Raw genomic sequence first — 24819 nt, 5'->3', positions numbered from 1 at the left:
TCACTCGCCATGCCGGTCGGTCGCGGCGCGCTGGCGGTTCCGGCGGTTTTCCCTTGCGGCAGGATTGGCGCCATCGGGCTGCCGGACGAGGAATTCGTCGTAGCTTCGGTTGCGAATCCAGGACGGCGCGCGCCCGCGGCCGGTCCAGGTCGCCCCGGTGACCGGGTCCTGGTACTTCATCTGCAACGGTTTGGTGTTGTAGGTGCCCCGCCGGTCGACACGGAGCTGGTTCGGAACCAGATTGAAGAAGTTCATGACCTGACGGATGTGCTCGATGGCGGCTTTCTGCTCCTGTTGCCAGGCGACCGTAATACGCTCGTCGAGTCGCGCAAGTTGTTGCTTCAACACGCTCACCTTGCTGTTCATGTGCTTTTTCCCGTCGTACATGGCGTGGCCGTTGCCGTCATCAACGCCACCATTACATTCACATATCACTTGATATATGAATGTAATAATATCCAGTTGATATTTAAATATCAACTGATATCCTTCCGGCCATGAAAGCGGCCTCCCCCTCCCCACGCCTGAGCCGCGAAGCCAGTCGATTGCAGACTCGGGCGCATTTGCTGGCAGCGGCAAAGCGGCTATTCGTCGAGCGCGGTTTCGGCGCGACCTCGCTGCGCGATATCGCGGCCGAGGCCGGCTATACGCAGGGCGCTTTTTATTCGAATTTCGCCAGCAAAGAAGCGCTGTTCGTGGAATTGATGCGAGAGCGCTCGAAGACGCAGGTTGGCGACATCGCGCGCGCCTTGAGCGATCCGGCCGCGTCGGCGGAAGACATCCTCGCGGCGCTGGAACGCTGGGCGAAGCAACTCGACGCCGAGCCGGAATGGTCCGTACTGGGTGTGGAATTCACGCTGCAAGGGCGTCGCAACCCGGAGTTCGCCGCGGCTTCGGATGCACTGCTGAACGCCCACCGCGACGGCCTCGCCTATTGCATCGCGCAAATTTTCGCGCGCATGGGCAAGGTGCCGCCAGAGTCGCCGTCGGTCCTCGCGGCGGCGTTCATGGGACTCTCGCAAGGGCTCGCCTTGCAGCGAACGAGACTCGCCGAGGTGCCCATCGGGCACATGATCATGGTGTTCCTGCGCAGCCTGCTGGCCGCCGCGCCTGCTACGCGCTAAGTCGATTGCCACGGGGCATGCCGCCCAGCCGTGGCGGCACGCGACACCGAAACGAAGCGAGACGGTACGCGTCCCATGCGCACCACGCGCCAGGCGTTGGCCCCAATGCCGATCAGCCCGGCGCCCAGGCGCTCAGAGATCGCGCGCCCAGACCTGCCCGACCAGATCCTTGCCGAAGCTGTGGTGCGGCGCTTCTTCGACCAGACGGAAACCGGCCTGCTCGTAAATCTTGCGCGCGCCCGTGAGCACGCTGTTGGTCCACAACACCATGCGCGTGTAGCCCGCGAGCCGCGCGAAACGCAGACATTCGTCGACCAGCCGATGCCCGATGCCGAGACCTCGCGCGCTCGACTCCACGGCGAGCAGCCGCAGCTTCGCCGTCGTTTCGTCCTCGCGCACCACGAACACCGAGCCCACCGGGCGGCCGTCCTTCTCCGCGATCCAGCAACGCTCCGCGCGCGGATCGAATTCCCGGATGAACTTCGCCACGATCTCCGCCACGAGCGCCTCGTACTCCGCGTTCCAGCCGTATTCCTGCGCATAGAGCACGGCTTGCCGCTGCACGACCCAGCCCATGTCGCCCGGTTGCGGGTCGCGCAGGAGGTAGCCCGGCTGCGGTTTGTCCAGCATCGAGCGGATCTGCGTCATCGCCTCGACCAGGTGTTGCTGCGCGCTTTCCGGCAAGCGTTCGAGCATGGCGACGACTTCGCGCTGCGAGGCGTCGCTCAGCGGTGCGAAGGTCGCGCGGCCGAGCGCGGTGAGTTCGAGACGCGAGACGCGCGCGTCGTCGGCCGCCCGCGTTTTCGCGACCAGCCCTTTCTTTTCGAAGCCCGAAATGACGCGGCTCACATAACCCGCGTTGAGGCCGAGTTCGCGGCACAGATCGGTCATGGTCAAGTCGTCGCGATGCGCGAGTTCCCACAGGATGCGCACTTCGGTGAGTGAGTAATCACTCTCCAGCAAATGCTCGTGCAGCACGCCGATCTGGCGCGTGTAGTAGCGATTGAAGTCGCGCACGGCGAGCGCGCGCTGGTCGATTGAAGTCGTTGACATGGTCGTCGCAAGTAATTTGCCTGAAGCAAATACTAATTTGCCTCAAGCAACTATGTCAACGCACCTATTGCGAAATCAATACGAACTTTTATGGGGTCAAATAAGCGCGGCTGGCGCCTTGTCAACGCAACGTGGCGAGCGCGCTCACGCGCTCCGCCAACCACTCGCGCAACGCATTCACTGTGGGTGAGAGCATCGTGCGATGCGCGCAGACGAGATGCAGCGGCGCGCCCTCGCCCGTGTACGCATCGAGCGCCGTTTCGAGCCGGCCGGCGTCGAGATCCGCGAGCACGTCGAGCCGCGACTTGTAGGCGAGCCCGTGTCCCGCGACGGCCCAGCGCCGCACGAGTTCGCCGTCGTCGCTGCAGCGATCGCCGCGCACGCTCACGACCGTCGCTTCGTCGCCGCGCCAGAAGGTCCAGCGGTCGTGCAGCACGTCGCTTAGCGCGAAGCGCAGGCAGTTGTGGCGCGTGAGATCGGCGGGCAGCTCGGGGCGGCCGTGGCGCGCGAAATAGTCGGGCGACGCCACCAGCACGCGGCGGTTGTCGGGCGCGAGCGGCAACGCCACGAGCGTCGAATCCTCGGGCACACCGTAGCGGATCGCCACCGCGATCGAGGCGCGAAACATGTCCGCCACGTGATCGCCGATCCGCACCTGCAAGGCCACGGCCGGATGCTGCGCCTGGAACGCGTCGAGCCACGGCGCGAGCACGTTGCGGCCGAGATCGGAAGGCAGCGACAACGCCACGGTGCCGCCGATCGTCGTGCGGCCGTGCGCCACGGCGTGATGACCGGCATCGACCTGTTCGATGATGGTGCGCGCGTGGGCGAGGTAGCGTTCGCCGTCGGGCGTGAGGCGCAGGCTGCGCGTGGAGCGTGCGAGCAGGCGCGTGCCAAGTTCGGTTTCGAGACGCTTCAACCCGACGCTCGCCACCGCGGGCGTGAGATCGAGCTGGCGCGCAGCCGCGGACAAACTGCCGTTGTCCGCCGCGCTGATGAAGATGACGAGGTCTTCCAGTCGAATCATGGGCCGCAGCGTGTCGTGGGGTCGCGTGAAAAGAGTAAGCGCACTGTACACGAAGCGCGTTCGCGCCCAGCGTCGCGCAACGGCGCGCGCGAGCGACGCCGCGTGACCCGGCACTCAGCGCGGCCGGCTCAAAAAAAACGCCACGCGAGCGCGCCCGCGTGGCGTTTTCTTATCGGCGATACGGGTGATTTGGGGTAATTCGAACGACCCGGGCGCTTATTGCTTCTCGGCCTTCTTCGGCTTCGGCGGCGACTGGATCTTCGCGTACTGGAACGCCGGCGTGGCCTTGAGCGCTTCCTTGGTCGCGCCCGACAGATAGAGGTTGCCCTGACGCACGTCGAGCGACGCGATCGGCACCGCCACGTCGTGCGAACCGACGCCGAGGAAGCCGCCCGCCGCGACGATCGCCGCCGACACCGAGCCGTCCGGCGCCACGATCAGATCGCGCACGGTGCCGATCTTCGCGTTGTCGTCGTTATAAACCGCCTTGCCGAGCACGCTCTTCTTCACGCTCCAGCCTTCGAGCAGCGCCTGCGATTGCTCGACGGTCACGCTGAGCGGCTGCGCACCTGCGATCTGGGCTTGCGCCGTGGCGCTGCCGAGCACGGCGGCGGCGGCCGCGACGGTCAACAAAGTGGTGCGAAATCGCATGGTTTGGGCTCCTGGTGATGAGTGTCGATAAATGGACGCTCATGGTAGCCGGGATGGCGCAACCCTGCGCTTAAGATGGTGCGACGCCGCGGCGGCGCTTCGTCCGGCGCGGCGGAACGGCGCGATTTTCGACGCTTCGACGCCGCGCCATCAGCGTAAAAACGGCGCCAATGCTTCGGATGCCTCAGTAAATTTCTCCTGGAGGAAATCGACCAGGCTGCGCACGCGCGGCGCCATATAGGGCGTGCGCTGAAAGAGCGCGTGCACGGGCACGTCCGGCGTGCGCCACTCGGGCAACAGCAGTTGCAAACGTCCCGCCCGCAGGTCCGCGCCGATATCCCAGATCGATTTCATCGCCACGCCGCGTCCTTCGACGACCCATTCGCGCGCGAGCGCGCCGTCGTTGGTTTGACGCGAAGCTTCGATGTTCGCGGCAAACAGCGCGGTTTCGCCGTCGCGCGCAAAACGCCATTGATTCGCCACGCCCGCCGCCGAAGCCAGCAGGATGAACGCATGCTCGCCGAGGTCGTCGGGGTGGCTCGGCGTGCCATGGCGCGCGAGATACGCGGGCGAGGCGCACAGCACGCGCCGGTTGTCGGCCATGCGCTTCGCGATCATCGCGCTGTCGGCGGGCACGCCGAAGCGGATGGCGAGATCGATATCGTCCTGCAACAGATGCGAAAGCGAGTCGGAGAGCACGAGCGTGAGCGCCACCTGCGGATGCCGCGCGTTGAATTCGTCGAGCCAGTGGCGCAGCGTCACGCGGCCGAAATCCGAGGTGGCCGAAACGCGCAGTGCACCGCTCACCGTTTCGCGCCCGGCCTGCAGCGCGGCGCGCGCGTCGTCGAGCGTTTGCAGCGCGTGCTGGCAATGCACGAGATACATGCGACCTTCGTCGGTGAGACGCAACTTGCGCGTCGAGCGTTCGAACAACTGCGTATGCAGCGCGCCTTCGAGCTTCACGAGCCGCGCGCTCGCCGCGGCCGGCGAAAGCCCGAGCTTGCGGCCGGCAGCGGAAAGACTGCCGAGGCTCGCGGCTTCGACGAAAAGACGGATGTCTCCGAGATTGTCCATGGTCGCGCGTTGCGTAAAGGGTCGATGAAAGTCGCGTGGCGACGCCCGCGATGGTAACGCGGCGCGCGCGGTGGCGTGCGCCGTGCGCGAGCCGCCCGAGGCAGCGTTATTTCGCCACCACGCCCAGTTGCTGGAGGAACGTGAGATTGTCTTCGAGGTGCCAGTTGTCGGTGATCTTGCCGTCGCGAATGCGATAGATATCGGTGGCGATGAAATCGACGGGCTGGCCTTTGCCCTGCACACCGTTGAACGTGCCCGTGAAGTGACCGGTGAAGTGCAGATGCGTGACCACGCGATCGCCCGCGACGATCATCTGCTCGACTTCGGCGTGCACGTCGGGCACCGCGCCATGAAAGCCCTTCGAAGCGGCGAGCGGGCCAGCCACGCCTTGCGGGCGTCCGGCGGGCAGCGTGCGGTCCGTGAAGTTGGCGGCGAGCGCTTCGCGCGCCTGCGCTTCGTCGCCGGTGCTCCAGAACGTGTCGTAAAGGCGCGCGGCGCGAATCTGTTGCTGAAGCTGCCGCTGCGGAAGGCTTTTGTCGACGATGAGTTGCTTCGGTTGAACGAGGTTGTCGGCGGCGGCGTTGGCGTTGGCGGAAGACGTCGCGCCCAGGAGCGCGGCGGCGGTCGCGGCGGCGGTCGTTGCGCGCGCAACGAAGCGCATGGCGGCATGCGTGTTCATGATCGAATCCTCTTGAATGAGTGAGTGAGTTAGTCAGCGCGTGGCGTGGAAGTCACGGGCGAACGTCACGGGCGAAAGTCAGATCGAAGCCTGCGTGTCGTGTCCGACGGCAACCGCGGCAGAAGCCGCTGCCTTGCGATCGAGTCGCATGGCGAACGCGGTAACGGCGAGCGCCAGCGCCGTCACCACCGCGGCGATGATCGGCAACGTGTCGAGCGCATGGCCTTGCGCAAGCGCGAGACCGCCGAGCCACGCGCCCATCGCGTTGCCCACATTGAAGGCGCCGATATTGAGCGTGGAAGCGAGGTTCGGCGCGTTCGCGGCCTTGCTCAGCACACGGGTTTGCAGGCCCGGAATCGTCGCGAACGCCGCGACGCCCCACGCGAAAATCGTCACGAGCGAAGCCAGCGGGTGATGCATGGTGTGGCTGAAGATCGCCATGATCGCGAGCAGCGCGAGGAACACGCCCATCAGCGCCCGCATCACGCCGCGGTCGGCGAGCTTGCCACCGAGCGCATTGCCAATTGCGAGGCCCACGCCGAACAGCACGAGAATTGGCGTGACCTGGCGCGGCGCGAAGCCGCCCATCTGCTCGAGTATCGGCGTGATGTAGGTGAACACCACGAACACACCACCGAAGCCGAGCACCGTCATCAGCAGCGCGAGCCACACTTGCGGCTGCTTGAGCACGCCTACTTCGTGCGCGAGGCTGACCGGCTTCGCGTCGTGCGCATCCGGCACGAGCGCATACAGGGCGACGGCGGCAAGGCCGCCCGCTGCGGCAACGGCCCAGAACGCGGCGCGCCAGCCGAGCGTCTGGCCGATGAAGGTGCCGAGCGGCACGCCCAGCACGTTGGCGAGCGCGAGGCCCGTGAACATGAGCGCAACGGCGCTCGCGCGCTTCGCGGGCGGCACGAGCGAGGCGGCCACCACCGAGCCGATGCCGAAGAACGCACCGTGCGCGAACGACGTGACCACACGCGCGATCATCAGGCTCGTGTAGCCGGGCGCGACTGCACACAAAACGTTACCGACGATGAAGATGCCCATCAGCAGCATCAGCGCCCACTTGCGCGGCATGCGGCTCGTGAGCACCGCGAGCAACGGCGCGCCGACGGCGACGCCCAGCGCGTACCCGCTCACGAGCAGACCGGCGGACGGAATGGACACCGAAAGCGCGTGCGCCACGTCGGGCAGGATGCCCATGATGACGAACTCGGTGGTGCCGATGGCAAACGCGCTGAGCGCGAGGGCGAGAATTGGAAGCGGCATGACGGTCTCCTTGCGAGGCAAAGCCACACGGTGAAAGTGACGTCATTCTGCTTACCGCTGCACGATTTGATAATTGGGCCGGTTTTTGAATGATTTTCAAATAAAACGAGAATAAGGAGACCGGATTGCTAACGTTTTGCGATTGGTTTTGCTATTGGTTTTGCTATTGGTTTTGCTATTGCGAGCGGCTACGGCGCCTGGCCTCTCCCCGCATCGTCGCGCCGGTTGCGCGAGGGTGAGCGCTTACACTTACGCTCGCGCGAACCTTGGACCCGCCATGCCACAACCGCCCGTCGTCGTCTTTGGTGCTTTCGACCGTCACAACTTCGGCGACCTGCTGATCGCGCGGGTCGTCGCGCAGATGGTCACGCGTGAACTGCCGCACCGCGAACTGCTGTTCGCCGGACTCGCGGCAAGCGACCTGCGCGCCGAAGGCGGCTTCGCCACACGAACCTGGCCGCAGATCGCCGCGGCCACAAGCGGCCGCGAGATCGACGTGATTCACGCGGGCGGCGAAGTGCTGACCTGCGACGCGTGGGAAGCGGCTGTCATGGTGGCGACGCCGTCGCACGCGGCCGCCTTGATGCGCGACGAACTCGCGTGGTTGCGCAACCCGCCGGCGTGGGCTCGCGCGCAGTTCGGCCGGAGTTCGCTGGCGCCTTACGTGCGGGCGAAAACGGCGTTGCCGGGCGTGGAAGGCCGGCGCACGCTCACCGCGTTCCGGCGGCGTTACGGCATTCTGCCGAGCCCCGCCATGAAATTGGTCGAGCAATTGCGTACGTTGACGGCGCAACCGCAATAGCGCGAACTCACTGCGATCGGCGGGACGTGTGTCGATTCGCCGATTGGCCGTTTCGCTGATTTGCCTAATCGCTGATTCGTCGGCTCCCGGCGAGAAAAAAACTCACTCGCATTTTCAGTCGCCGCATCGCGCTCACGGCGTCGTGTTCGGCGCCCGTGTGGGTTTCAACCAGGTGCCTCCGTGTCACACCATCAATAAGCTGGCGACATGGCCCGCGTTTTTCCAATCGGCCACGTTTCTCGCGCTTTCAAACTGTAATGAGGCTCGCGATGTCCATGGAAAAATCGGCGGAAATCGCCGCGCGTTTCGATCGGCTGCCGCCTTCACGCACGGTCTGGACGATGGTGATTCTGCTTTCACTCGGCGGCATATTCGAATTCTACGACCTGTTTTTCACGGGCTATGTCGCGCCCGGCATGGTGCATTCGGGTTTGTTCACCCCTGCTTCGCTGGGTTTCTTTTCCGCGCTCGGGCCGCTCAAGGTCGCGGGCTTCGGCACGTTCGTGTTCTCGACGTTCGCGGGATTATGGCTGGGCGCGCTCGTGTTCGGCCAGGTCGCCGACCGCTTCGGCCGCCGCATGATTTTCACGTGGTCACTGATCTGGTACGTGGTGTGCACCGCCATCATGGCGTTTCAAACCACGGGACTCGCACTCAATATCTGGCGCTTCATTGCGGGTATCGGCATTGGTATCGAACTCGTCACCATCGACACATATATTTCCGAACTCATTCCCAGCGCCGAGCGTGGCCGCGCCTACGCAGTCAATCAATTCATCACCTTCAGCGTCGTGCCCGTGGTGGCGTTTCTCGCCTATATCCTCAAAGACACGCAGCCGCTCGGGCTCGACTATTGGCGCATCGTGATTCTGATCGGCTCCGTGGGTGCCGTCGCCGTGTGGTTCCTGCGCCGCCGCATTCCCGAAAGCCCGCGCTGGCTCGCGCGCAACGGTCGCGAGGAAGAAGCCGAGCAGATCGTCGCCGATATCGAACGCCGCGTGACGGCCGAGACAGGCGTCGCCTTGCCGCCCCCCGGGCCGATCGTGGTCGAAAAAGCGGGCCGCGGTTCGCTCGGCGAAGTGTTGCGCGCACCGTATCTGCGGCGCACGGTCATTCTGTCGATCTTCAATATGGCGCAGGTCATCGGCTTTTACGGCTTCGCCGCGTGGGTACCGACCTTGCTGATCGAGCGCGGCGTGCACGTCACGCAAAGCCTTGCCTACGCGTTCGTGATCGCCATTGCCAATCCGTTCGGGCCGCTCATTGGCGTGTGGTTCGCCGACAAACTCGAGCGCAAGACGCAGATTATTGGCGGCTTGCTGACGATGGGCGTTGTCATCACGCTCTTTGCGCAGGCTTCGCAGCCGTGGCTGCTCATCGTGCTGGGCGTAATGTTCACGCTGGCCTCCAATGTGATGTCGTATGCGTATCACGGCTATCAGGCCGAACTCTATCCCACGCGCGTGCGGGCCCGCGCCGTAGGTTTCGTGTATTCGTGGAGCCGCATTGCGGCCGCCTTCGCCGGCCTCGCCATCGGCATCCTGTTGCATCACTACGGAGTGCCAGGCGTTGCGGTATTCATCGGCGCCTCGATGCTGGTGGGGATCGTGATGATCGTGCTGGGACCCGTCACGCGCGGGCTCGCGCTCGAAACGATCAGTCACTGAAGCCGCGAACGCCAACAAAAAGGCCGCCCGGCAGGGTAACCGGGCGGCCTTTTTTATGCGCCATTGCGCATGAATCTAGTGCGCGGCGGCTTTACGCGCGGCTTTCTTCGCAAGCGTTCGCTTAATTGCGGTCTTTTTCGCCGCGGGACGTGCGGCCGTTTTGGCGGTTTTCTTCGCCGCGGTCTTGCGGGCCGCCGGTTTGGCCGCGCCGTTCGCCGCGCTGCCGTCGATCAGGAACTTCGAGCGGTTCTTCACGTCGCGAATCCATACGGGCGCGAGGCCACGGCCCGTCCACGTGGCACCGGTTTTCGGATCGGCATATTTCGGCGCAACGGTGCGTTTTACCGCGGTTTTCGTCGCGCTTTTGGCGCCTGCGGCAGGCTTGCGGCCACGCCGCTTGCCAATGAATTGCTCGATATCGGCCACGCTCAAACCGTGCTTCGCCATCAGATCGCGAATCTTCGTGAGGCCGCTCGAGGTCCGTTGTTGGACGAGCGATTCGGCCTGCTTTTGCAGTTTCGAAATCTTCAATTGGATTGCATCCAGGGTGACCATTCAAACCTCCTTACTCACGTTTTTTTACGGGCACCCTTCAATATTCCCATTCGACCAATGCAAATCGAACGCAATATCGGGGTGAGTCGCAAAAGGCACTTTTATTATGATGTCAAGTTTCCCGATATTGCAAATTCGATGCGTCCGTTTCGCGACAAATCACGCGACAAATCAGGCCGTCAATGCGGTGCGCTGCAACTCCACGACATTGACCCGAGCACCGAAAACATCGCGAATCAACGGCAAAAGATGGTCGTGGTGCGTGAGAAACAACACTTGGGTTTTCGCGGAAAGTTCGCGCAATGCCGCGAATCCCGCTTTCGAGCGGCCGTCGTCGAAATTGATAAAGAGATCGTCGGCGACGAATGGCAATGCCGCTTTGCTCGCCAGTTGCAATTCGAGTGCCGCAATGCGCAACGCGAGAAATAGCTGATCGCGCGTGCCTTCGCTCATGCCAGTCACTTCCACCGGTTTGCCGCTATGGCGGCGCGCGTGCAACGCGGGCGGCGTGCGTTCGTTGTCCACCACGAGCCGCGTGAATTCACCGAGCGTGAGCCCGCTGAATATCTCGCCCGCGCGTCGCAGCATCGGGCCTTGTTTCTGGTCGCGATAGCGGTCGGTTGCCCATTTGAGCAGGCGCGACGCCGTGGCGGCCTCGATATATTCCTCGGCCGCGTCGGTCATCGCGCTCAGGGCTTCCTGACGCTTTGCTTCGGCGAGCGCCGCGTTCGCCTGACCGTTGATCGCCTCGAACGCTTGCGAAGCGGTGACTTGCGCCTGCAGATTCGTGCTCAGTTTCGTGCCGAGGGCGTCGAGTTGCTGCTTCAACGCTTCGAGCAAGGCCGGTACCTCGGCAATAGCTTGCTGCGCGATCTCGGCGGCAATGGCGTCTTGCGTGAGGCCGTCGCCGTCGCGCACGAGCGCGTCCTGCGCGGCCGCGATTGCGTCGACCAGCGCTCGCCGCGCGTTCGAGCGCTCGGCCAGTGGCAGCGCCGCCTCGATCGTATTCGCGCCCGCGAGATCGAGAATAGGTTCGATGCGGGCCTGCGCGCTGGCGATGGACGTAGCCGCGTCGGCGGCACGCGTGCGGGCGCGCTGCAATTCGGCCTCGGCCTGCGCGAGCGAGCGCGCCGTATCGCGCGCGTGCGCGAGCCGCGCGGCGAGCGTGCGCGCAATGTCGAATGCGTCGTTCGACACGAACAGGTCGTTCGCGACGAGTTCGGGCGCCAGTTGTTGAGCGAGCCGGCGCGCTTCGGCGTCGAAGCCCGCCATTTCCGCGCGGATCGCACGAACCCGATGGCGCGGCGCCTGGGCTTCGGCGAAGGCGGCGGCCACGGCATTCGCGAGGTCGACCGCGCCTTCCGCCGCTGCGAGCGTGGCCGCGCGCGCGTCGAGATTCGCTTGCGCCAGCGCTTCGCGCCACTGCGCTTGCCAGGCCTCATACGCGCTTTGCGCGGCATGGCGCCTGGTTTGCGCGCCTTCGTGTTCGCGCTCGGCGTCACGCCATTGCGCTTCGAGACTTTCGCGTTGCCCCGCGTTCTTCTGCGCCGCCTGCACGTAAGTGTCGGTGGCGTTGACGAGTGTCGGCAGCGCGTCGGCGCGATCGATGCCGGGCACGTTCGCCAACGCGTCCACGAGCGCCGCATGCGCGGCTTCGCGTGCGGCACGGCTTTGGGCATAGGCCGCTTCGCGCCGCTCGCATTCGGCGTGCGCGGCAAGCGCGGCTTCGCGATGCGCGAGCCACGCGCTCATGTCGGCGAGCGGCATGCCCGGCACCTTCGCGCGTTCGGCAATGTGTTGCCACGTTGCTTGAAACGCTTCGAATTCCCGTGCGCGATCCGTTGCTACGGTGTGCTTACGTTCGGCATTCGTTCGCGCGATTTCCAGTTGTTGACGCAGGTTCTGCAACGCCGCCGCGGCCTGCGACGTGCCGAGTTGCGCGTCGACGAGTTCATCGGCAAGACGCATGGCATCGTCGACGATAGGCGCGCCCTCCGCGAGCACGACACGCGCGCTTTTCACGGCATCCCACGCCTCGTTGCGGCGCGTGCGCGCCTGCTGCACCTCGGCGTTCGTGACGACCTTGTTGCCCTCCGTGAAATGCCGCTCCTGCAACGCGAGCTGTTGCGCTTCGGCGTCCGCCGATTCGGCGGCTTCGCGCGCATTGGCCAGCGCGCTCGCGCGTTCGCTTTCTTCCTTTTGCAACGCGGCAAGGCGCGCAGCCGAAGGCACGTCGAGCGCGCGCAATACCATGATGCTCATGCGCCACTGCCCCAACGCGTCGAGCTTCTGGTCGAGCGTGCGTTGCACCTGCGCGATCTCGCGTTCTAGCGCGCTGTCTTCGGCCGCGTGATGACGGAAATCGCGCGCGGTCTCGAGCGCCGCGCGCAACGCATGCGATACCTCCACGGCTCGCAGATTCGCGAGTTGCGCCTGCAGTTGCGCGAGCTTGCGCGCCTGCTCGTCGCACGCATCGCGTGCGGTTTCAAGCGCCTGCTCGCGCACGCCATGGTCGCGCAACACGTTGGTCACCGTCTTCAGCGCCAACGCGCCCGGCAACGCGGCGAGCAGCGCGGCTTCGTCGCCGGGCCAACCGAGTTGCGCGGCGGCGGTGAACGCGGCGTCCCGATGCGTTTCGATCTCCGTTTCGCATTTGAGCAATTCGCGCGGATGATTCGCGCAGGCGCCGCGCAGCGCGTCGAGCGCGTCGATTTCGGCGGCCAGTGCGAGCGCCGGCGCGTCGGGGGTGAACGCGTCGCGCGCGGCTTCCTTGTCGCGCACTTCGGCTTCGCGCGCTTCGTGCAATTTGCGCTCGGCGGCAATGTCGCCCTGCGCCTTCGCGAGATCGGCATACGCGCCAGGCGGCAATTCGACGACTTCGCCCAGCTCGGCCAACGCGTCGCGTTTGCGGGCGAGTTCCGCGAGATAGGGCGCGAGGCGACGCACGCGTTCGAGTTTCGCGCGCTGGCCTTCGAGCGCGCGCTGTTCGGTGCGAAGATCGGCGATAGCCTGATCGACGCTATCGAGCGCGTCTTTCTTCTCGACCCAATCGCGCGTGCGCACCTGCGCGGCCTTCAATTCCGCCGATGCCTGCGCGAAGGCCGCTTCGGCCTGGGCATACGCACTGCTGTTGCGGCGCGGCGCCCAGAGTTCAGTCGCGCGCGCTTCGAGTTCTTCGCGCACGGGCCCGAGACTGCCAACACCCGCGGCCGATTCGAACAGCACCTGGCCGAGCTTGTCGGACGCATCGAGAATGCTGCGGCCGCCTTCGACGAGACGCGCGTGATCGAGCCCGAACATCTGCTCGAAAAACTCCTTGCTCGCGCCATCGAGCAGCGCCGCGAGAAAGTCATCGGGCAGTTTGTCGTCGAGCGGCGAGCGCAGCGAATTGCGGCCGCGCGCGCGATGAAACGCGTGCGTCTCGCCGCCGTTTTCGAGCACCCCGCCAAGACGCAATTCGGGCGTGCCGTGCAGGAAGTCGAGCGGCGTTTGCAGACGCATGCCGAACAGCAATTCGGAAACGGCGGTGCGGACCGTGGACTTGCCCGCCTCGTTCGGCCCCACGATCACGTGAAAGTCGAACGAGGCGCGCGGGAACGACAAAGTCGAATCCGTGAACTTGCCGTATTTGATCAGATCGAGTTGCTTCAAACGCACCGCTCATTCTCCCGTGGAAAGACGCGCCAGCAGCGCGGGACCGACTTGCTCGACGAGCGCGGCGAGTTTCGCTTCGCGTGCGAAATCGAGCAGCCGCGCCTCTTCCTTCACTTCGCTGCGCACCTTGCCGACGAAGGGCCGCAGGTCGCGTTCGAGCAGCGCGAGAAATTCCGGGTCTTGCGCGGCGGCTTCGAGGATCTGCTTCAGGTCGGCGAGCGCTTCGAGCGGCTCGTGGTGCGCGGCGCTGGGATCGGCTGCGGCGGTTTCGGTTTCCACCTTGACCTTTTCGAGCCACAATTTGTCGTTGCCGATGATGCCGATCTGATTCAGCACCTCCGCGCGCAATTGCGTGGCGCGGCCGAAGAAGAGTCCATGCGCGGGCGTCTTGCCCGTCACGGTCACGCGTACCGCGCGCGGCACGTGCGCATCCACACTCAACAACGCTTCGAGCGCCGCACCGATCTTGCGCGAGAGATCGGCGATGCTCAGACAATCGCTCGCATCCACACGCACCGCTTCCCAGCGCAACACGTCCAGGTACAGTCGCTCGACCTCGGTGCGTGCGCCATCGACGCTCACGAGCACAGCGCCGCGCCGGCCCGTCTCGCGGATGTGCCTTCCTTGCAGATTGCCGGGAAACACGATGGTGGATGGCCCGGACCACTGCTGAAACTCGTGCACGTGACCGAGCGCCCAGTAGTCGTAACCCTTCGCGTGCAATTCCGCGCGCGTGCACGGCGCGTAAGTGGCATGCGCGGTGTAGCCTTCGAGCGCCGTATGCAGCACGCCGATGTTGTAATAGCCGGGCACGGGCGGCGGATAATTCACGGCGAGATTGTCGGTCACCGCTTTGTCGCGAAAGCTTTGCCCATGCAGCGCCACGTTGAATTCGTCGAGGCGATGCGTCTCCGGCTTGCGATGATTGAACACGATCACGTTGTCGGGCAGCGTGAGTTTCTTCGTCATTTCGCTTTCGGCGTCGTGATTGCCCCACAACGCGAACACGCGTATGCCCGCCTTGCGCAAGCGCCCCATTTGCTGGCCGAAGAAAATGCCGGTGTTGTGGTCTTTCCAGTCGCCGTCGTAAAGATCGCCGGCGATCACGACGAACGCGACCTCTTCTTCGAGTGCGCGATCGACAAGCAGGCGCAGCGCTTCGCGCGTGGCGTTGCGCAATTGCGCGGCGGGCGCGTCGGCGTAGGCGCTCAAACCGTGGAGCGGGCTGTCGAGGTGAATGTCTGCGGCGTGGATGAACTTCACGACCTGTCCTCTATATAGATAGCTGATGCGGCGCGATGGGATATCGCGGGTGCCGCGGATATCGCGGAGGCGATTGCGCGGCCAATTTTAATCGACGCGAGCATGGCGAGGTCCGCGCCTAAGCGCTTTGACATAGGGCTAACCCGCACAGTAGAATTATTCATCGCTCGTTGAATAAATAGCGACATGTCCCCGGCGCACGCTCGCGCCTCACCCGCAGTACGCCTTTCTCCCGCGCGCAATCACGGCCAGACGCGGCGCATTGCCTTCAGCGAAAAGAATCAGATGGACAAGCTGGCCAGCATGAAGATGTTTGTAAGGGTCGCACGCGCCGGCGGCTTCGCCAAAGCCGCCACGCGCGCGTCGCTGAGCACGGCGGCCGTGTCGCGCGCGATTCAGGATCTCGAGTCGAATCTGCAAACGCGGCTCTTCAATCGCACCACGCGACAAATTTCGTTGACGGACGCCGGGCAGCGTTATCTCGTGCATTGCGAACGCATCCTGAACCAGGTCGATTTCGCCGATGCGGAAGCGAAAGGCGCGAGCGCGGCCCCTGCCGGCCGCTTGCGCATTCATGCCACCGCGAGCTTCGGTCAGCACTACCTCATGCCGCTGCTTGCGCAGTACACGTCGCAGTTCGAAGATGTGTCGGTCGATCTCGTGCTGTCGCAACGCACGCCCGATTTGCTCGAGGAAAAGTTCGACGTAGCGATCGTGGTCGCGCAGAGCCTCAAGGATTCGTCGCTCGTTTCGCAGCGCATCGGCCATACGCGTTCGGTGCTGTGCGCCTCGCCGCGCTATCTCGCACAACGCGGCGAACCGCGCACGCTCGCCGATCTCGAGCAGCACACCGGCTTGCAGCTCAATCTGCAGGATATGCCGGCTGCGCAATGGTTGTTCGATGATGAGGATGCCGAATCGTTTCGCGTACCGAAGGCGGCGCCGCTCACGGTCAATATCGCCGAGGCGCTCGCCCAGGCGGTCCAGGCGGGCATGGGTATCGGCATGTTGCCGATTCCCACGGCTGTGCAAGGCATTCGCGACGGCAGTCTCGTGGTGGTTCTGCCCGATGTGCGCACGCTGCCTTACAACGTGTTCGCGCTTTACGCGTCGCGACAATATCTGGACGCGAAGATCAAGACGCTCGTCGAATTCCTGCGCGAAGCGGTCCCGCAGAAGATTGCCGAATACGAACAGGCACTCGATGCGGCGCAGGCGCGTCGCGATCGTGCAATGGCTTGCGTCGAATGAGCCGCGCGCTGGCTCGCATGAAGGCGCCGGCGGCGGCTCACGCCTTGCCGGCCGTCAAGCGTGCGCGAGGGCGTCCGGCCCAGGGCGCGTCGGTCGATCGCGAAACCCTGCTGCGCAATGCGCGCAAGACCTTCGCCAAGCACGGCTACGAAGCGACGAGCGTGCGGGAAATCGCGCGCGTCTCGGGCGTCGATGCCGCGCTGCTCGCGCATCATTTCGGCTCGAAGGACGCGCTGTGGGAAGCCGTGGTCGTGCAGATCGCCGAACACGCCGCGCCAATGATCGCCGCGACCGACGCGTTGCGTACCTCGCCGTTCGGAACGCGCGAACGCGTCGAGCGCGCGATCGCGATTTATATCGACAAGGTGTTCAGCGAACCCGACATCGGTTTGTTCTTCGCGACCGCCGCGACGGAGGAAGGCGCTCGCCTCGATCTGCTCGTCGCGCGAATGGTGCGGCCGTATCACGATGTGCTCGTGCCACTGCTGGCCGATGCCGGGAAGCAGAAAGCGCTGAAGGTGGTGGATGCGGAGGTGCTGTTCTTCATGCTGCTCAATGGGATCAGCAAGACCGTTGCGTATGGACATTTGATGCGCGTGTTTTCGACGCTGCCGGAACAGGAGCGGAAATACAAGCGCGTGGTGCTGGAGACGGCGCTGGGGATGTTGGGTTAGGCCGGTTTGGCACGGGTTTTTCGCGCGGCTTCACACACTACAAAACACGTAGTGTTTTATACGATTTGGTTTTTCGGGTTGGACTGACGCGATTTCCGGCGGTATTAGGCACGTTTCGGGGTCTGACGCGGCACATCGACGTGAAACATTTCCTCGAAACGTGGTTGTTTTCTCAGATAAGTGACTGACAGATAAGGGAATTTCTCATATTTTTACAGCCTTGTATTTTGTTTCACGAGTTTCACGCGAGGAATATGCGTTTATCAGCAAAAAGGTGCCTGGGTTCTGCTCTCTTTCATGAGATAAAAGATGCGCCCCGCGGCGTGCATCGGCGCGCGAGCCATAGTGATGAGCGGGCGGGTGAGGTGGGCGCAGGTTGCGTTGTCGATTTCGGCACAGTCGGCCGTTAAAGTCAGTTAGTTGCATTAATGGAAGTGACGGGCGTTGGCGATCATGATGCTGGATGCGCCCTACTCCGTACGGCTACGTTGCGCTTCGCAATGCCGTTTCCTCTATCCGCGAGTGTCGACGGCTTTGAACACGACGTAAGCCCGCTGCTTGATAGCTCGATATGTTGCGAGAGTTATGCCCCCGGTGGTGTCGCCATGATGTCTCGTCGTTTGTGATATGCCTGACGCGGGGCGTCTATCGAGCATGGGTCTTTCCCTTTGTCTCTATACCAAGTACATACGGTTAGCCGAGTTCAGCGCGCTTGTGGTTCGCCCAGCGTGGTGCCATTCGACTTGCAATTGAATAGCGCGATTCCTTCTTGGACCGCTGCGGTATCCGTTTGCCGGGTGTGCCATCGACTTGCTCATCGCAATTTTGCCGGATGAGCGCGTGAATGCGGCCGGGCTGAAACGGTGTTGAGCAATGCGCACGATGAGCGCCGGAACCGCTGATTGTCGTGATGTATCGAGATCAGCGAGTCCTCACGTTGAACCCGCTTTCGTTCGTCGCCGAAAATCCACCGAGGCCGCGTTGATATGCGCAGCATCTCGATTTTCCGGGATTCATTGCAAAGGCAGGCGGCGTTAGAGGTAGACGACGCAGGGGATTGCGATGACTCGAATCGCGGGTTGGGTCATAGCAAAGGATTGCTCTCGTCACTCCCGGTCAAGACAAGATTGAATCAGCCCTGAAGACCCTCGTAAGAATCGACAGCGCAACGGTTGGGCTTCGAGGCGAGGCGAGACGAAACATCATCGACTCCGATGGCGGCATCATAGCGAGTGGTGTGTCGTCTCGACACACCACAAGGTTAGTTTCCCCACGGACTTCAGTCACCGAATTGATCGCTCGATTGGCGCAGCATTCGCTTGACTAACGCCGCAACCATAGGTCCGAAAACGACGGTTACTGATAGAGAAAGCGAGACGGATTAATCGCTAATGAAGTCGCGCAGCGCCCCCGCACACCCAAAGTGTGTCGAGTCGACACATCAGCAAGCTCACCTCTTCATGGACTGCGAAGCGCCGATCTGTTCGTTCAGCGCCCTGATTAGGGCTACCCATATCGCGACGAGAGTGTCGACGGCTACCTTTCCAAATAGGAACGCACGGCTTTAGATCCAACGATGCGGGACGCTCCGTGTTTCTCGTAAGCTCAAGATGTGTCGACTCGACACATCTTCCGGTTCCTTCCCTTCATTGCCGTGTATCACCGATTGGTCGCGTCCCAGCGCAGAAGTTTGCTCCATAACGGCCGCAACCATGCGCCCGCGACGAACGCTAGATAAAGAGAGGGGGCGAGGCGCGCTGATCCGCCGATTGCGCCGCACCTTGCTACTCAGACGCTCGATGAGTCCACTCGACACTCTGCCAGGTTCCGCTCGGCCCTGCCTTGACTCGGCAGTTGGGTCTGTGGGCAGCGCAGTAATCCGCTCCTCTAGCGACGTGAACATAGATTGACGAATACCGGCACAGGCAGGAAGACGAGGTGCTCCGATCTGCTGATCGCGGGGCGCCTAATAATCAGCGAACGCCAAGGTGTGTCGACTCGACACATTGCTCTGCATCAGTGTGGAAACCGTTGGCACAACCCAACTCGTCAATAACCAAACCGGATCGATTGCGGTCAGGTTGGAGGGCACCCCGTTTCACCCTTCGCCAGTCGCTGGCCAACAGAGAACTGGCTGATTAGAATTGCCTGCTCGCGCTCACCTAAGCACTCTATGAGCCTGAATCCCGAGCGTTTAGACGTGTGTCGACTCGACACATATCGGAGGGCGGAGGTTTGGGGTGTTACAACGTTAATGATCGGTTGCCATCGAATCGCGGAGCGGCCAATGGCAAATCATGCGCAAAACCCTCCGAATCCTCACGTTTGCTATGACGCTAATCTCTCCCCCTTCGGCTTGTGTCGACTCGACACACTTTAACTGACACGTGAAGCAGTGACTGGACACGAGCAGTTCACGTAAGCATCCGCGCGTTGATCTCGGACGCCCCACGCTGCCCCGCGCATAGGCGAGGCTTGCTCACCGAGAGCATTCCCGATCACCCATCTCTATTACTTAAAAGCCACGTAAGCCATGTGTCGACTCGACACACATCACGCGCCGATCCCACTTCGTAGGCGGATAAGTTAGATCAAGCGGCGACTAGCAGCACACGCAAGAATCTCGTTCCGCACCAGCAGGATCAAGGCTCCTGACTAATCGCGTACCCGAGCAGAGCCCATGCGCTGGTGTGTCGAGTCGACACATCAAAAAGATGATTGCCGATGATCCATCGTTACACACCCGGCAGTTCGAACAGATCCAACCTCGCCCGCGCTTGCCACAAACCAACTCGCACCAACATCCGCGCCGCCCCGGTCGACAAATACACCCATGTGTCGACTCGACACACAAACCCTAGGGACGAAAAAAAGCCCGCAATCGCGGGCTTCATCACATCCAACCAATCTATTTTCTTGAACTCAACCAGGCTTCACATTGAACAGCTGGCTGATCAATTCGCGAATCTGGGTCTCCTGCGCATCCGAGAGCACGCCCGTCTTCAGTTTGACCGTGAAGCTATTGGTGTCCTTCGTAATGCTCCCCGCGTGGCTCTTCCCCGAAAAAATCTTCTCGATACTGCGCTCAGAAACACTCTCCGCCACCGGCGCCCGATTCACGTGCGCTCCAATCGCCGCAGCCAGTTTCCCTTGATCCAGCGTGCGCGCCACCACCGCCGGCCACAGTTCACGCGCGGCAGCCAGACCGCTATGTCCATGCTTCTTGATCACCGAGACAACCTCGTCGGCGGCCGATCCACCGAGCAAACGCGGGTTCAAATCCAGATCCCGTTTGATGAAATCAGGCAAATTCTCAAACGCCAGAAAACGATATAGACCTTTCCGCGACATCCCTAGCGCTTCCGCCATACGCTTACGCGTCGGGAACTCGTGCTCGGCGCGGCGCAGCGACTGACCGATCTCATAGTCGGTCAGATCTTCGCGGCCCACGTTTTCCACCAGCGCGAGCACCGCCATGTCCTGGTCGGAACACTCGATCACCGAGGCGCGAATGTCCTGCGCCTTGATGAGCGCATGGGCGCGCAAGCGACGCTCACCGGCGATCAGCTGATAACCCTCACCCGCGCGCCGCACCACAACCGGCTCGACCAGGCCCACTTCGCGAATCGACTCGGCGAGCGAAGCCAGCCCCTCGTCGCTGAACACCTTGCGCGGCTGCCAGGGATTCGGCTGAATTGCGCTAACCGGGAGCATCAGTTTGTCGCTCGTGCTCTCCAGTTCCTGGATGCGCTGCTGCGCAACGGCAAGCGCGCCCAGCATGCCCGGCCCGGTCTTGAACGCGCTGCTGCGGCGCGGCTCGGCCGGAGCAGGCGCGGCCGGACGCTCGGCGGGTTGCCGCTCAGCAGACGATCCCAACTCGGCCGTCTTGGCCGCCATCTTGTCGCGAAAGGAGCTCACTTGCCGGCCCTCCATTGCTCAACGTAGAGATCGTCGATCCAGCGCACGTAATCAGTCAGCGGCTGACGCACCCGCGCCACCGTCTTATCTGCGAGATCGCCCTTGCTGATGTCGAACACCGTCGCCATGGCAAGCGCGCCGTTGCTCATTGCCGAACTCGCCGGCACTTCGAGCGCGTTCACCCAATCCTTATAGGTGCGCTGCACCCACGAGCGCACGACAGGCGCCGACGAGGTCTTGCCGTAGTCCACCTTCGACAGCAGCACCGATACGAAGTCGTAGGTCTTCTCGTCGCCACGCTCCATGATCGTGTGTGCGAGATCCGAGAAAAGACTCCAGAACGACACCGAGCTGATGAAGTCGAGGCTTTCGGGAACGAGCGGCATGACCATCGCGTCCGCTGCCATCAAGGCATTGATGGTCAGATACGAGAGCGAAGGCGCGGTGTCGAGAATGATGTAATCGTATTGCGCACGCAGCGCCTCCACGCCCTGGCGCAGCAAGTCCCAGAACTTGAAGCCCGGATTTTTGATCACCGTACCGGGAATATGAAACTCCGCTGAGAACAGCGTGGGGTGCGCCGGAATGACGTCGAGACCATCCCAATACGTTTCCTGCACGAAATTGAGCAGGCCACCTTCCATTTGTGGGTCATAAATGAAGGGGAGCACCGTGCTATCCTCGGTCACTTCCTTTTCTGCATAGAGACCGCACAGCTCGGTCAGCGAAGCTTGCGGATCGAGGTCGATGAGCAAGACCTTACGCCCGCGCAGCGTCAGCCCTTGCGCAAGACACATCGTCGTGGTGGTCTTGGTCGAGCCGCCCTTGAAGTTGGCGACGAGAATGACCTTGCCATCCGCATCACGCACGCCCGTATGCAGCGGCGTCTGATAGATATCGGAGACTTGCTGCACCCAGGTGCGCGCTTCGGGCAACGTGAAGACGCGGCTACGGCCCGAACCCTGCGCGACGCCTTGCGGCAAGCCCTCGCGCGTGGCGAGCAGGTTATTCAGTTTGATGCGGTCGATGCCGCACATCTCAGCGACTTGCGCCGACGTGAAAGTGGGTGCCATTTTCCGCGGACGCGGCGCCAGCATCATTTCCCGAAGTTCTTCTGACAGACGGCCAGCCTCTTCGGCAAACTCGGTGATCGCGGAAAGGTCCACGCGTCGATCGATCGACGGTAATTCGATAGTCTTCGCCATTAATACGCTTTTTATCAGAATTTGGATAAAGCGTAGAATACAGCAAAAGCGTCTAGAAACACACTAATTGAGAACGCTATTTCAAAAAATGACCTTTTTAAACGGTCTATACGGGCCTGCTAACGCCCAGGCAAGGCCTTTACCTCAAGTCGAGCTGCAACGGCGCCTGCGGCCGTTAATCAAGCCCCAGGGATATTGCCTAAATTTTAATCAAATATCCCAATAAAAGAGTATTTACGTTTCGCTTTCGCGGAGCACTTTCTGTACGCCCGCGCTCATTGCCGCACCAAGTGACCGCTTGTAGCGAGAGAATCGTCGCCATCGGCATTAACTCGAGCACCCGATCTCACCCAGATCTGCGCCGTGAACGCGGGGTGGTTTTGGAACTGGAAGGCAACGCTTTTTGTGCTTGTGTGGAAATCGCAAAGTTCAAAAGCCGGCAAAGTTGCACAAAAACCGCTACCTCCGAGAAGGGCGTTGAGCTGCGGATGCCCCACGTGGCAGGGATCGCACAAAAAACGTGACCTTTCCACGGCACACGTAGTCGGGTATCGAGCCGCAAGGCCCACCGAGACGCACCGCCGGACGGGAACGTCCGCACAGTCCGGCTTTCCGGGCACAAATACCGTTACCTTTGCGCCGACATCGAGCGAGACGCCGGAAAAATCGCCGTCACTTTCTCCCGCACAAATTCCGTTACCGTGTGCGCCACCGTTTCCGCGCTTGCACAAAAACCGTTGCTATCGTGATCGTTTGCTGCCTGCACAAAATCCGTTACCGGTCGTCCCGTCTCGTATCGCAGAAGCCAATGAGCACTCATCACCGCCGACCAGGGAAGACCCTGGTACAAGGCGTTTTGGTGCATCGCGCACAAAAAACGCGACCTTTGGTGGGTGGCTCGCACACAAATCACTACCTCTGCCATCCACCCAGTGACGAGAATCTCCCAATTTCAGCCAAGCTACGCCCACCGGAAAGCCCGTGCTGTCCGCCATTGAAGCGAATTGGCCGCCACGAATTTCTCATCCGTCTCGCGATACATCCAGCGTAATTTTTTAGCGAAAGCGTCTAATGTCGCGGGGTTGGTTTGTTTACTTAGAAACAAAAACCTTACCAACCAACAAACAGAGCACGCTGACTCCATTAGATTCAGTCACTTAGCTCGGAAAGGCACCGTTTCCTGTGCGAATTGCACCGTTTTGTGTGCGCCGATGTCGCGTTCTATGTGTCGCTGATGCAGAGAAATTTGTGCAACACGGTACGTTTTTTGTGCGCGGAGGCGCTGCAACGCCCGTTTGCGGTAACGTTTATTGTGTTGACTTGTGTTTGCGGAGTGATACAGTCCCCGCCAATGTCGACGGGGAGAGCGTGAATGTCGGAGGTGAGCAGCGGGCGAAGTACGACAACACAGCAGATGTCGCTGGGTCTCTTTGAGGAGATGTCCGGTCAGCCGATCAATGAAAGCACGCGCGAGATCGGCTTCCAGCGCAACAACGTGTTCGTCGCCATCAACGGGCTGGGACTGTCGTCGCGTCGGTTTATCGATGCGGCGTATTTTGTCGCGGCCCAGGAACCGGTACCCCGCGAGACCTACGACGTCGACCTGAACTACTTCAAGTGGCTCATGCGTTACGAGAGCCGCAACGTGCGCCATCTGCAAAGCGTGATCAAGGAAGCGCAGCGGGTGCTGATCGAAGTGACGGACACGCCGCCCGACCGCGCGCCCAACGAAGACGACCAGTGGATTTCCGAGCAGTTGATGGGCAGCGTCAAGATTGGCAAAGGACGCATCCAGTTTCGCATTCCGCCGTTGATGCTGCGTCACATCACCGGTCCGGACAAGCATCACTGGCTCAACCTCTGCATTACCGCGTCGTTTTCGCAGACCTATGCGCGTGCGATCTACGACTTCGTAATGCCCTACGTGGGCGCCGGTATCACGGAGTGGATCGAGCTCGACGTCATGCGTCGCTGGCCCGGCAAGCTCGGCACGAGCGCATCCGAATTCAAGCATTTCCGGCCGAAATATCTCGACCCGGCCGTGCGGCAGATCAACGAGCTTTCCGACATCGAGCTGAACTACGAGACCCGCGCCGACTCGGAAACGTCTCGCAAAATCAACAAGATCCGCTTTCGCATGAAGCGCAAGGACACGGTGGCGGCCATGCTGAGCCGGCAGCCCGACGCGCACGATTTGATGCTCACGCTCAAGGAGGAGTTCGGGCTGAGCAACAAGCAGTTCGACGTGATCGCCGAGCACCGCTTGAGCTGGACCGACGAGCGGATCCAGCAGGCCATGGAGTACACGCGCTTCCGCCTGAACCAGGGCAAGGTCACGAAAAGCCCGGCGGGCTATCTGATGAAGGCGCTGAGCCACAACTGGCAGGTGTCCGAGGCCGAGCGCAAGATGGTCGCGATCCAGTCGGAGCTGGCGATCGCCGCAACCGTGGCCACGGAGCAGGAAACCGCGCGCGAAGCGGCGAAAGAGGCAGCCACAGCGGCGGTGAAGCAGAGCATTGCCGCGCGCGACGAAGAGGCGCGCTCGCAGCGCAACGAAGAGGTCAAGCGCGGCCGCGATCACTTCGAGTCGGCCGACGACAAGACGCGCAAGGAGCTCGTGCGCCTCTATATCGCCTCGCAGGCAGGCAAGCTCATGCTGCGCCGGCTGAAGCTGGAGGCAGGCGCGCTGTCAGACGCCAACATCCTGAATCACTCCGATCTCTCGTGGTATTTCGGGCAATTCGTCTACGGCAAGATGAAGCAACTTGCCGCGTAGGAAGCGTCTGCGCAGACGCTCGATGCCTGATCGAACCTGAAGCGTGTGAAAATTCGAGGCGAAGACGCTCACTTGATGAGCACGCTGCCGATCCGGGCGCCGCAGCGAAAAATCCTTGACGGATCAACGGACTAGGTAATTCGTTCCGGGGGTTCTTCACAGAGTTATCCAGCA

18 protein-coding genes are annotated in these 24819 nt (G+C 62.3%); 6 read left to right on the top strand and 12 right to left on the bottom strand.

Annotated elements, in window-relative coordinates; all coding sequences use genetic code 11:
- Window positions 1-366 (bottom strand): H-NS histone family protein, encoded by a 366-nt coding sequence (locus FAZ98_RS25030; RefSeq protein ID WP_158955093.1) that lies wholly within the window; start codon window positions 364-366, stop codon window positions 1-3.
- Window positions 367-545: 179 nt separating this feature from the next.
- Between FAZ98_RS25030 and FAZ98_RS25025 the strand changes: the two genes are divergently transcribed.
- Window positions 546-1124: a TetR/AcrR family transcriptional regulator gene (locus tag FAZ98_RS25025; protein ID WP_233272919.1), complete on the top strand. Its 579-nt coding sequence runs from the start codon at window positions 546-548 to the stop codon at window positions 1122-1124.
- Window positions 1125-1256: 132 nt separating this feature from the next.
- On the opposite strand, the gene FAZ98_RS25020 is transcribed toward FAZ98_RS25025, so the two are convergent.
- From FAZ98_RS25020 to FAZ98_RS24995, 6 genes are all read right to left on the bottom strand, one after another.
- Entirely contained in the window at window positions 1257-2177 is a 921-nt protein-coding gene (locus FAZ98_RS25020; RefSeq protein WP_158955089.1) for a bifunctional helix-turn-helix transcriptional regulator/GNAT family N-acetyltransferase, read from the bottom strand.
- A 121-nt stretch (window positions 2178-2298) separates the two neighbouring features.
- Window positions 2299-3204 carry a LysR family transcriptional regulator gene (locus FAZ98_RS25015; RefSeq protein ID WP_158955087.1) on the bottom strand — a complete coding sequence of 302 codons (906 nt, stop codon included), beginning with the start codon at window positions 3202-3204 and terminating at the stop codon, window positions 2299-2301.
- Between the two features lie 216 nt (window positions 3205-3420).
- Complete coding sequence (locus tag FAZ98_RS25010) at window positions 3421-3855, bottom strand: PRC-barrel domain-containing protein (RefSeq protein ID WP_158955085.1); 435 nt, start codon at window positions 3853-3855, stop codon at window positions 3421-3423.
- A 150-nt stretch (window positions 3856-4005) separates the two neighbouring features.
- Window positions 4006-4929 (bottom strand): LysR family transcriptional regulator, encoded by a 924-nt coding sequence (locus FAZ98_RS25005; RefSeq protein ID WP_158955083.1) that lies wholly within the window; start codon window positions 4927-4929, stop codon window positions 4006-4008.
- 106 nt (window positions 4930-5035) lie between these two features.
- Window positions 5036-5608: an ester cyclase gene (locus FAZ98_RS25000; protein ID WP_233272918.1), complete on the bottom strand. Its 573-nt coding sequence runs from the start codon at window positions 5606-5608 to the stop codon at window positions 5036-5038.
- Between the two features lie 78 nt (window positions 5609-5686).
- Window positions 5687-6880: an MFS transporter gene (locus FAZ98_RS24995; protein ID WP_158955080.1), complete on the bottom strand. Its 1194-nt coding sequence runs from the start codon at window positions 6878-6880 to the stop codon at window positions 5687-5689.
- A 277-nt stretch (window positions 6881-7157) separates the two neighbouring features.
- Between FAZ98_RS24995 and FAZ98_RS36215 the strand changes: the two genes are divergently transcribed.
- Window positions 7158-7682 carry a hypothetical protein gene (locus FAZ98_RS36215; protein ID WP_407672139.1) on the top strand — a complete coding sequence of 175 codons (525 nt, stop codon included), beginning with the start codon at window positions 7158-7160 and terminating at the stop codon, window positions 7680-7682.
- Window positions 7683-8023: 341 nt separating this feature from the next.
- Entirely contained in the window at window positions 8024-9349 is a 1326-nt protein-coding gene (locus FAZ98_RS24985) for an MFS transporter (protein WP_199272453.1), read from the top strand.
- Between the two features lie 75 nt (window positions 9350-9424).
- Here FAZ98_RS24985 and FAZ98_RS24980 read toward each other — a convergent pair whose 3' ends face one another.
- The 3 genes from FAZ98_RS24980 to FAZ98_RS24970 all read right to left on the bottom strand — a co-directional run bounded on the left by FAZ98_RS24980 (window position 9425) and on the right by FAZ98_RS24970 (window position 14821).
- Window positions 9425-9904 carry an H-NS histone family protein gene (locus FAZ98_RS24980; RefSeq protein ID WP_158955076.1) on the bottom strand — a complete coding sequence of 160 codons (480 nt, stop codon included), beginning with the start codon at window positions 9902-9904 and terminating at the stop codon, window positions 9425-9427.
- 171 nt (window positions 9905-10075) lie between these two features.
- On the bottom strand, window positions 10076-13561 hold the full coding sequence (locus FAZ98_RS24975) for an ATP-binding protein (RefSeq protein WP_158955074.1): 3486 nt from the start codon (window positions 13559-13561) through the stop codon (window positions 10076-10078).
- A 3-nt stretch (window positions 13562-13564) separates the two neighbouring features.
- The gene (locus tag FAZ98_RS24970; protein WP_158955072.1) at window positions 13565-14821 is read right to left on the bottom strand and encodes a metallophosphoesterase family protein; all 1257 of its coding nucleotides are present in this window, start codon (window positions 14819-14821) and stop codon (window positions 13565-13567) included.
- Window positions 14822-15106: 285 nt separating this feature from the next.
- On the opposite strand from FAZ98_RS24970, the gene FAZ98_RS24965 reads away from it, so the two are divergent.
- Together FAZ98_RS24965 and FAZ98_RS24960 are read left to right on the top strand one after the other, a co-directional pair.
- Entirely contained in the window at window positions 15107-16072 is a 966-nt protein-coding gene (locus FAZ98_RS24965) for a LysR family transcriptional regulator (protein WP_158955070.1), read from the top strand.
- Window positions 16069-16746: a TetR/AcrR family transcriptional regulator gene (locus FAZ98_RS24960; RefSeq protein WP_233272917.1), complete on the top strand. Its 678-nt coding sequence runs from the start codon at window positions 16069-16071 to the stop codon at window positions 16744-16746. Before FAZ98_RS24965 ends, FAZ98_RS24960 begins: the two co-directional genes overlap by 4 nt.
- 2922 nt (window positions 16747-19668) lie before the next feature.
- Here FAZ98_RS24960 and FAZ98_RS24955 read toward each other — a convergent pair.
- Entirely contained in the window at window positions 19669-20664 is a 996-nt protein-coding gene (locus FAZ98_RS24955) for a ParB/RepB/Spo0J family partition protein (protein WP_199272447.1), read from the bottom strand.
- Entirely contained in the window at window positions 20661-21869 is a 1209-nt protein-coding gene (locus FAZ98_RS24950) for an AAA family ATPase (RefSeq protein WP_158955066.1), read from the bottom strand. Before FAZ98_RS24950 ends, FAZ98_RS24955 begins: the two co-directional genes overlap by 4 nt.
- A 1414-nt stretch (window positions 21870-23283) precedes the next feature.
- On the opposite strand from FAZ98_RS24950, the gene FAZ98_RS24945 reads away from it, so the two are divergent.
- Window positions 23284-24645, top strand: a complete 1362-nt coding sequence (locus FAZ98_RS24945; protein ID WP_233272916.1) for a replication initiation protein — start codon at window positions 23284-23286, stop codon at window positions 24643-24645.
- The last annotated feature ends 174 nt before the right edge of the window (window positions 24646-24819 follow it).

Source organism: Paraburkholderia acidisoli (assembly GCF_009789675.1).
Taxonomy (GTDB): domain Bacteria; phylum Pseudomonadota; class Gammaproteobacteria; order Burkholderiales; family Burkholderiaceae; genus Paraburkholderia; species Paraburkholderia acidisoli.
The sequence above is the reverse complement of the archived record's forward strand: the minus strand, read 5'-3'. Positions and strand labels throughout refer to the sequence as shown.

What these genes read in the sequence shown, in the direction of transcription:
- FAZ98_RS24980 (WP_158955076.1), bottom strand. Translation starts at nt 9,904, where the DNA reads ATGGTCACCCTGGATGCAATCCAATTGAAGATTTCGAAACTGCAAAAG.
- FAZ98_RS24995 (WP_158955080.1), bottom strand. Translation starts at nt 6,880, where the DNA reads ATGCCGCTTCCAATTCTCGCCCTCGCGCTCAGCGCGTTTGCCATCGGC.
- FAZ98_RS24960 (WP_233272917.1), top strand. Translation starts at nt 16,069, where the DNA reads ATGAGCCGCGCGCTGGCTCGCATGAAGGCGCCGGCGGCGGCTCACGCC.
- FAZ98_RS25030 (WP_158955093.1), bottom strand. Translation starts at nt 366, where the DNA reads ATGAACAGCAAGGTGAGCGTGTTGAAGCAACAACTTGCGCGACTCGAC.
- FAZ98_RS25005 (WP_158955083.1), bottom strand. Translation starts at nt 4,929, where the DNA reads ATGGACAATCTCGGAGACATCCGTCTTTTCGTCGAAGCCGCGAGCCTC.
- FAZ98_RS25020 (WP_158955089.1), bottom strand. Translation starts at nt 2,177, where the DNA reads ATGTCAACGACTTCAATCGACCAGCGCGCGCTCGCCGTGCGCGACTTC.
- FAZ98_RS24945 (WP_233272916.1), top strand. Translation starts at nt 23,284, where the DNA reads ATGTCGCTGGGTCTCTTTGAGGAGATGTCCGGTCAGCCGATCAATGAA.
- FAZ98_RS24985 (WP_199272453.1), top strand. Translation starts at nt 8,024, where the DNA reads ATGGTGATTCTGCTTTCACTCGGCGGCATATTCGAATTCTACGACCTG.
- FAZ98_RS25015 (WP_158955087.1), bottom strand. Translation starts at nt 3,204, where the DNA reads ATGATTCGACTGGAAGACCTCGTCATCTTCATCAGCGCGGCGGACAAC.
- FAZ98_RS24965 (WP_158955070.1), top strand. Translation starts at nt 15,107, where the DNA reads ATGGACAAGCTGGCCAGCATGAAGATGTTTGTAAGGGTCGCACGCGCC.
- FAZ98_RS36215 (WP_407672139.1), top strand. Translation starts at nt 7,158, where the DNA reads ATGCCACAACCGCCCGTCGTCGTCTTTGGTGCTTTCGACCGTCACAAC.
- FAZ98_RS25010 (WP_158955085.1), bottom strand. Translation starts at nt 3,855, where the DNA reads ATGCGATTTCGCACCACTTTGTTGACCGTCGCGGCCGCCGCCGCCGTG.
- FAZ98_RS24950 (WP_158955066.1), bottom strand. Translation starts at nt 21,869, where the DNA reads ATGGCGAAGACTATCGAATTACCGTCGATCGATCGACGCGTGGACCTT.
- FAZ98_RS25000 (WP_233272918.1), bottom strand. Translation starts at nt 5,608, where the DNA reads ATGAACACGCATGCCGCCATGCGCTTCGTTGCGCGCGCAACGACCGCC.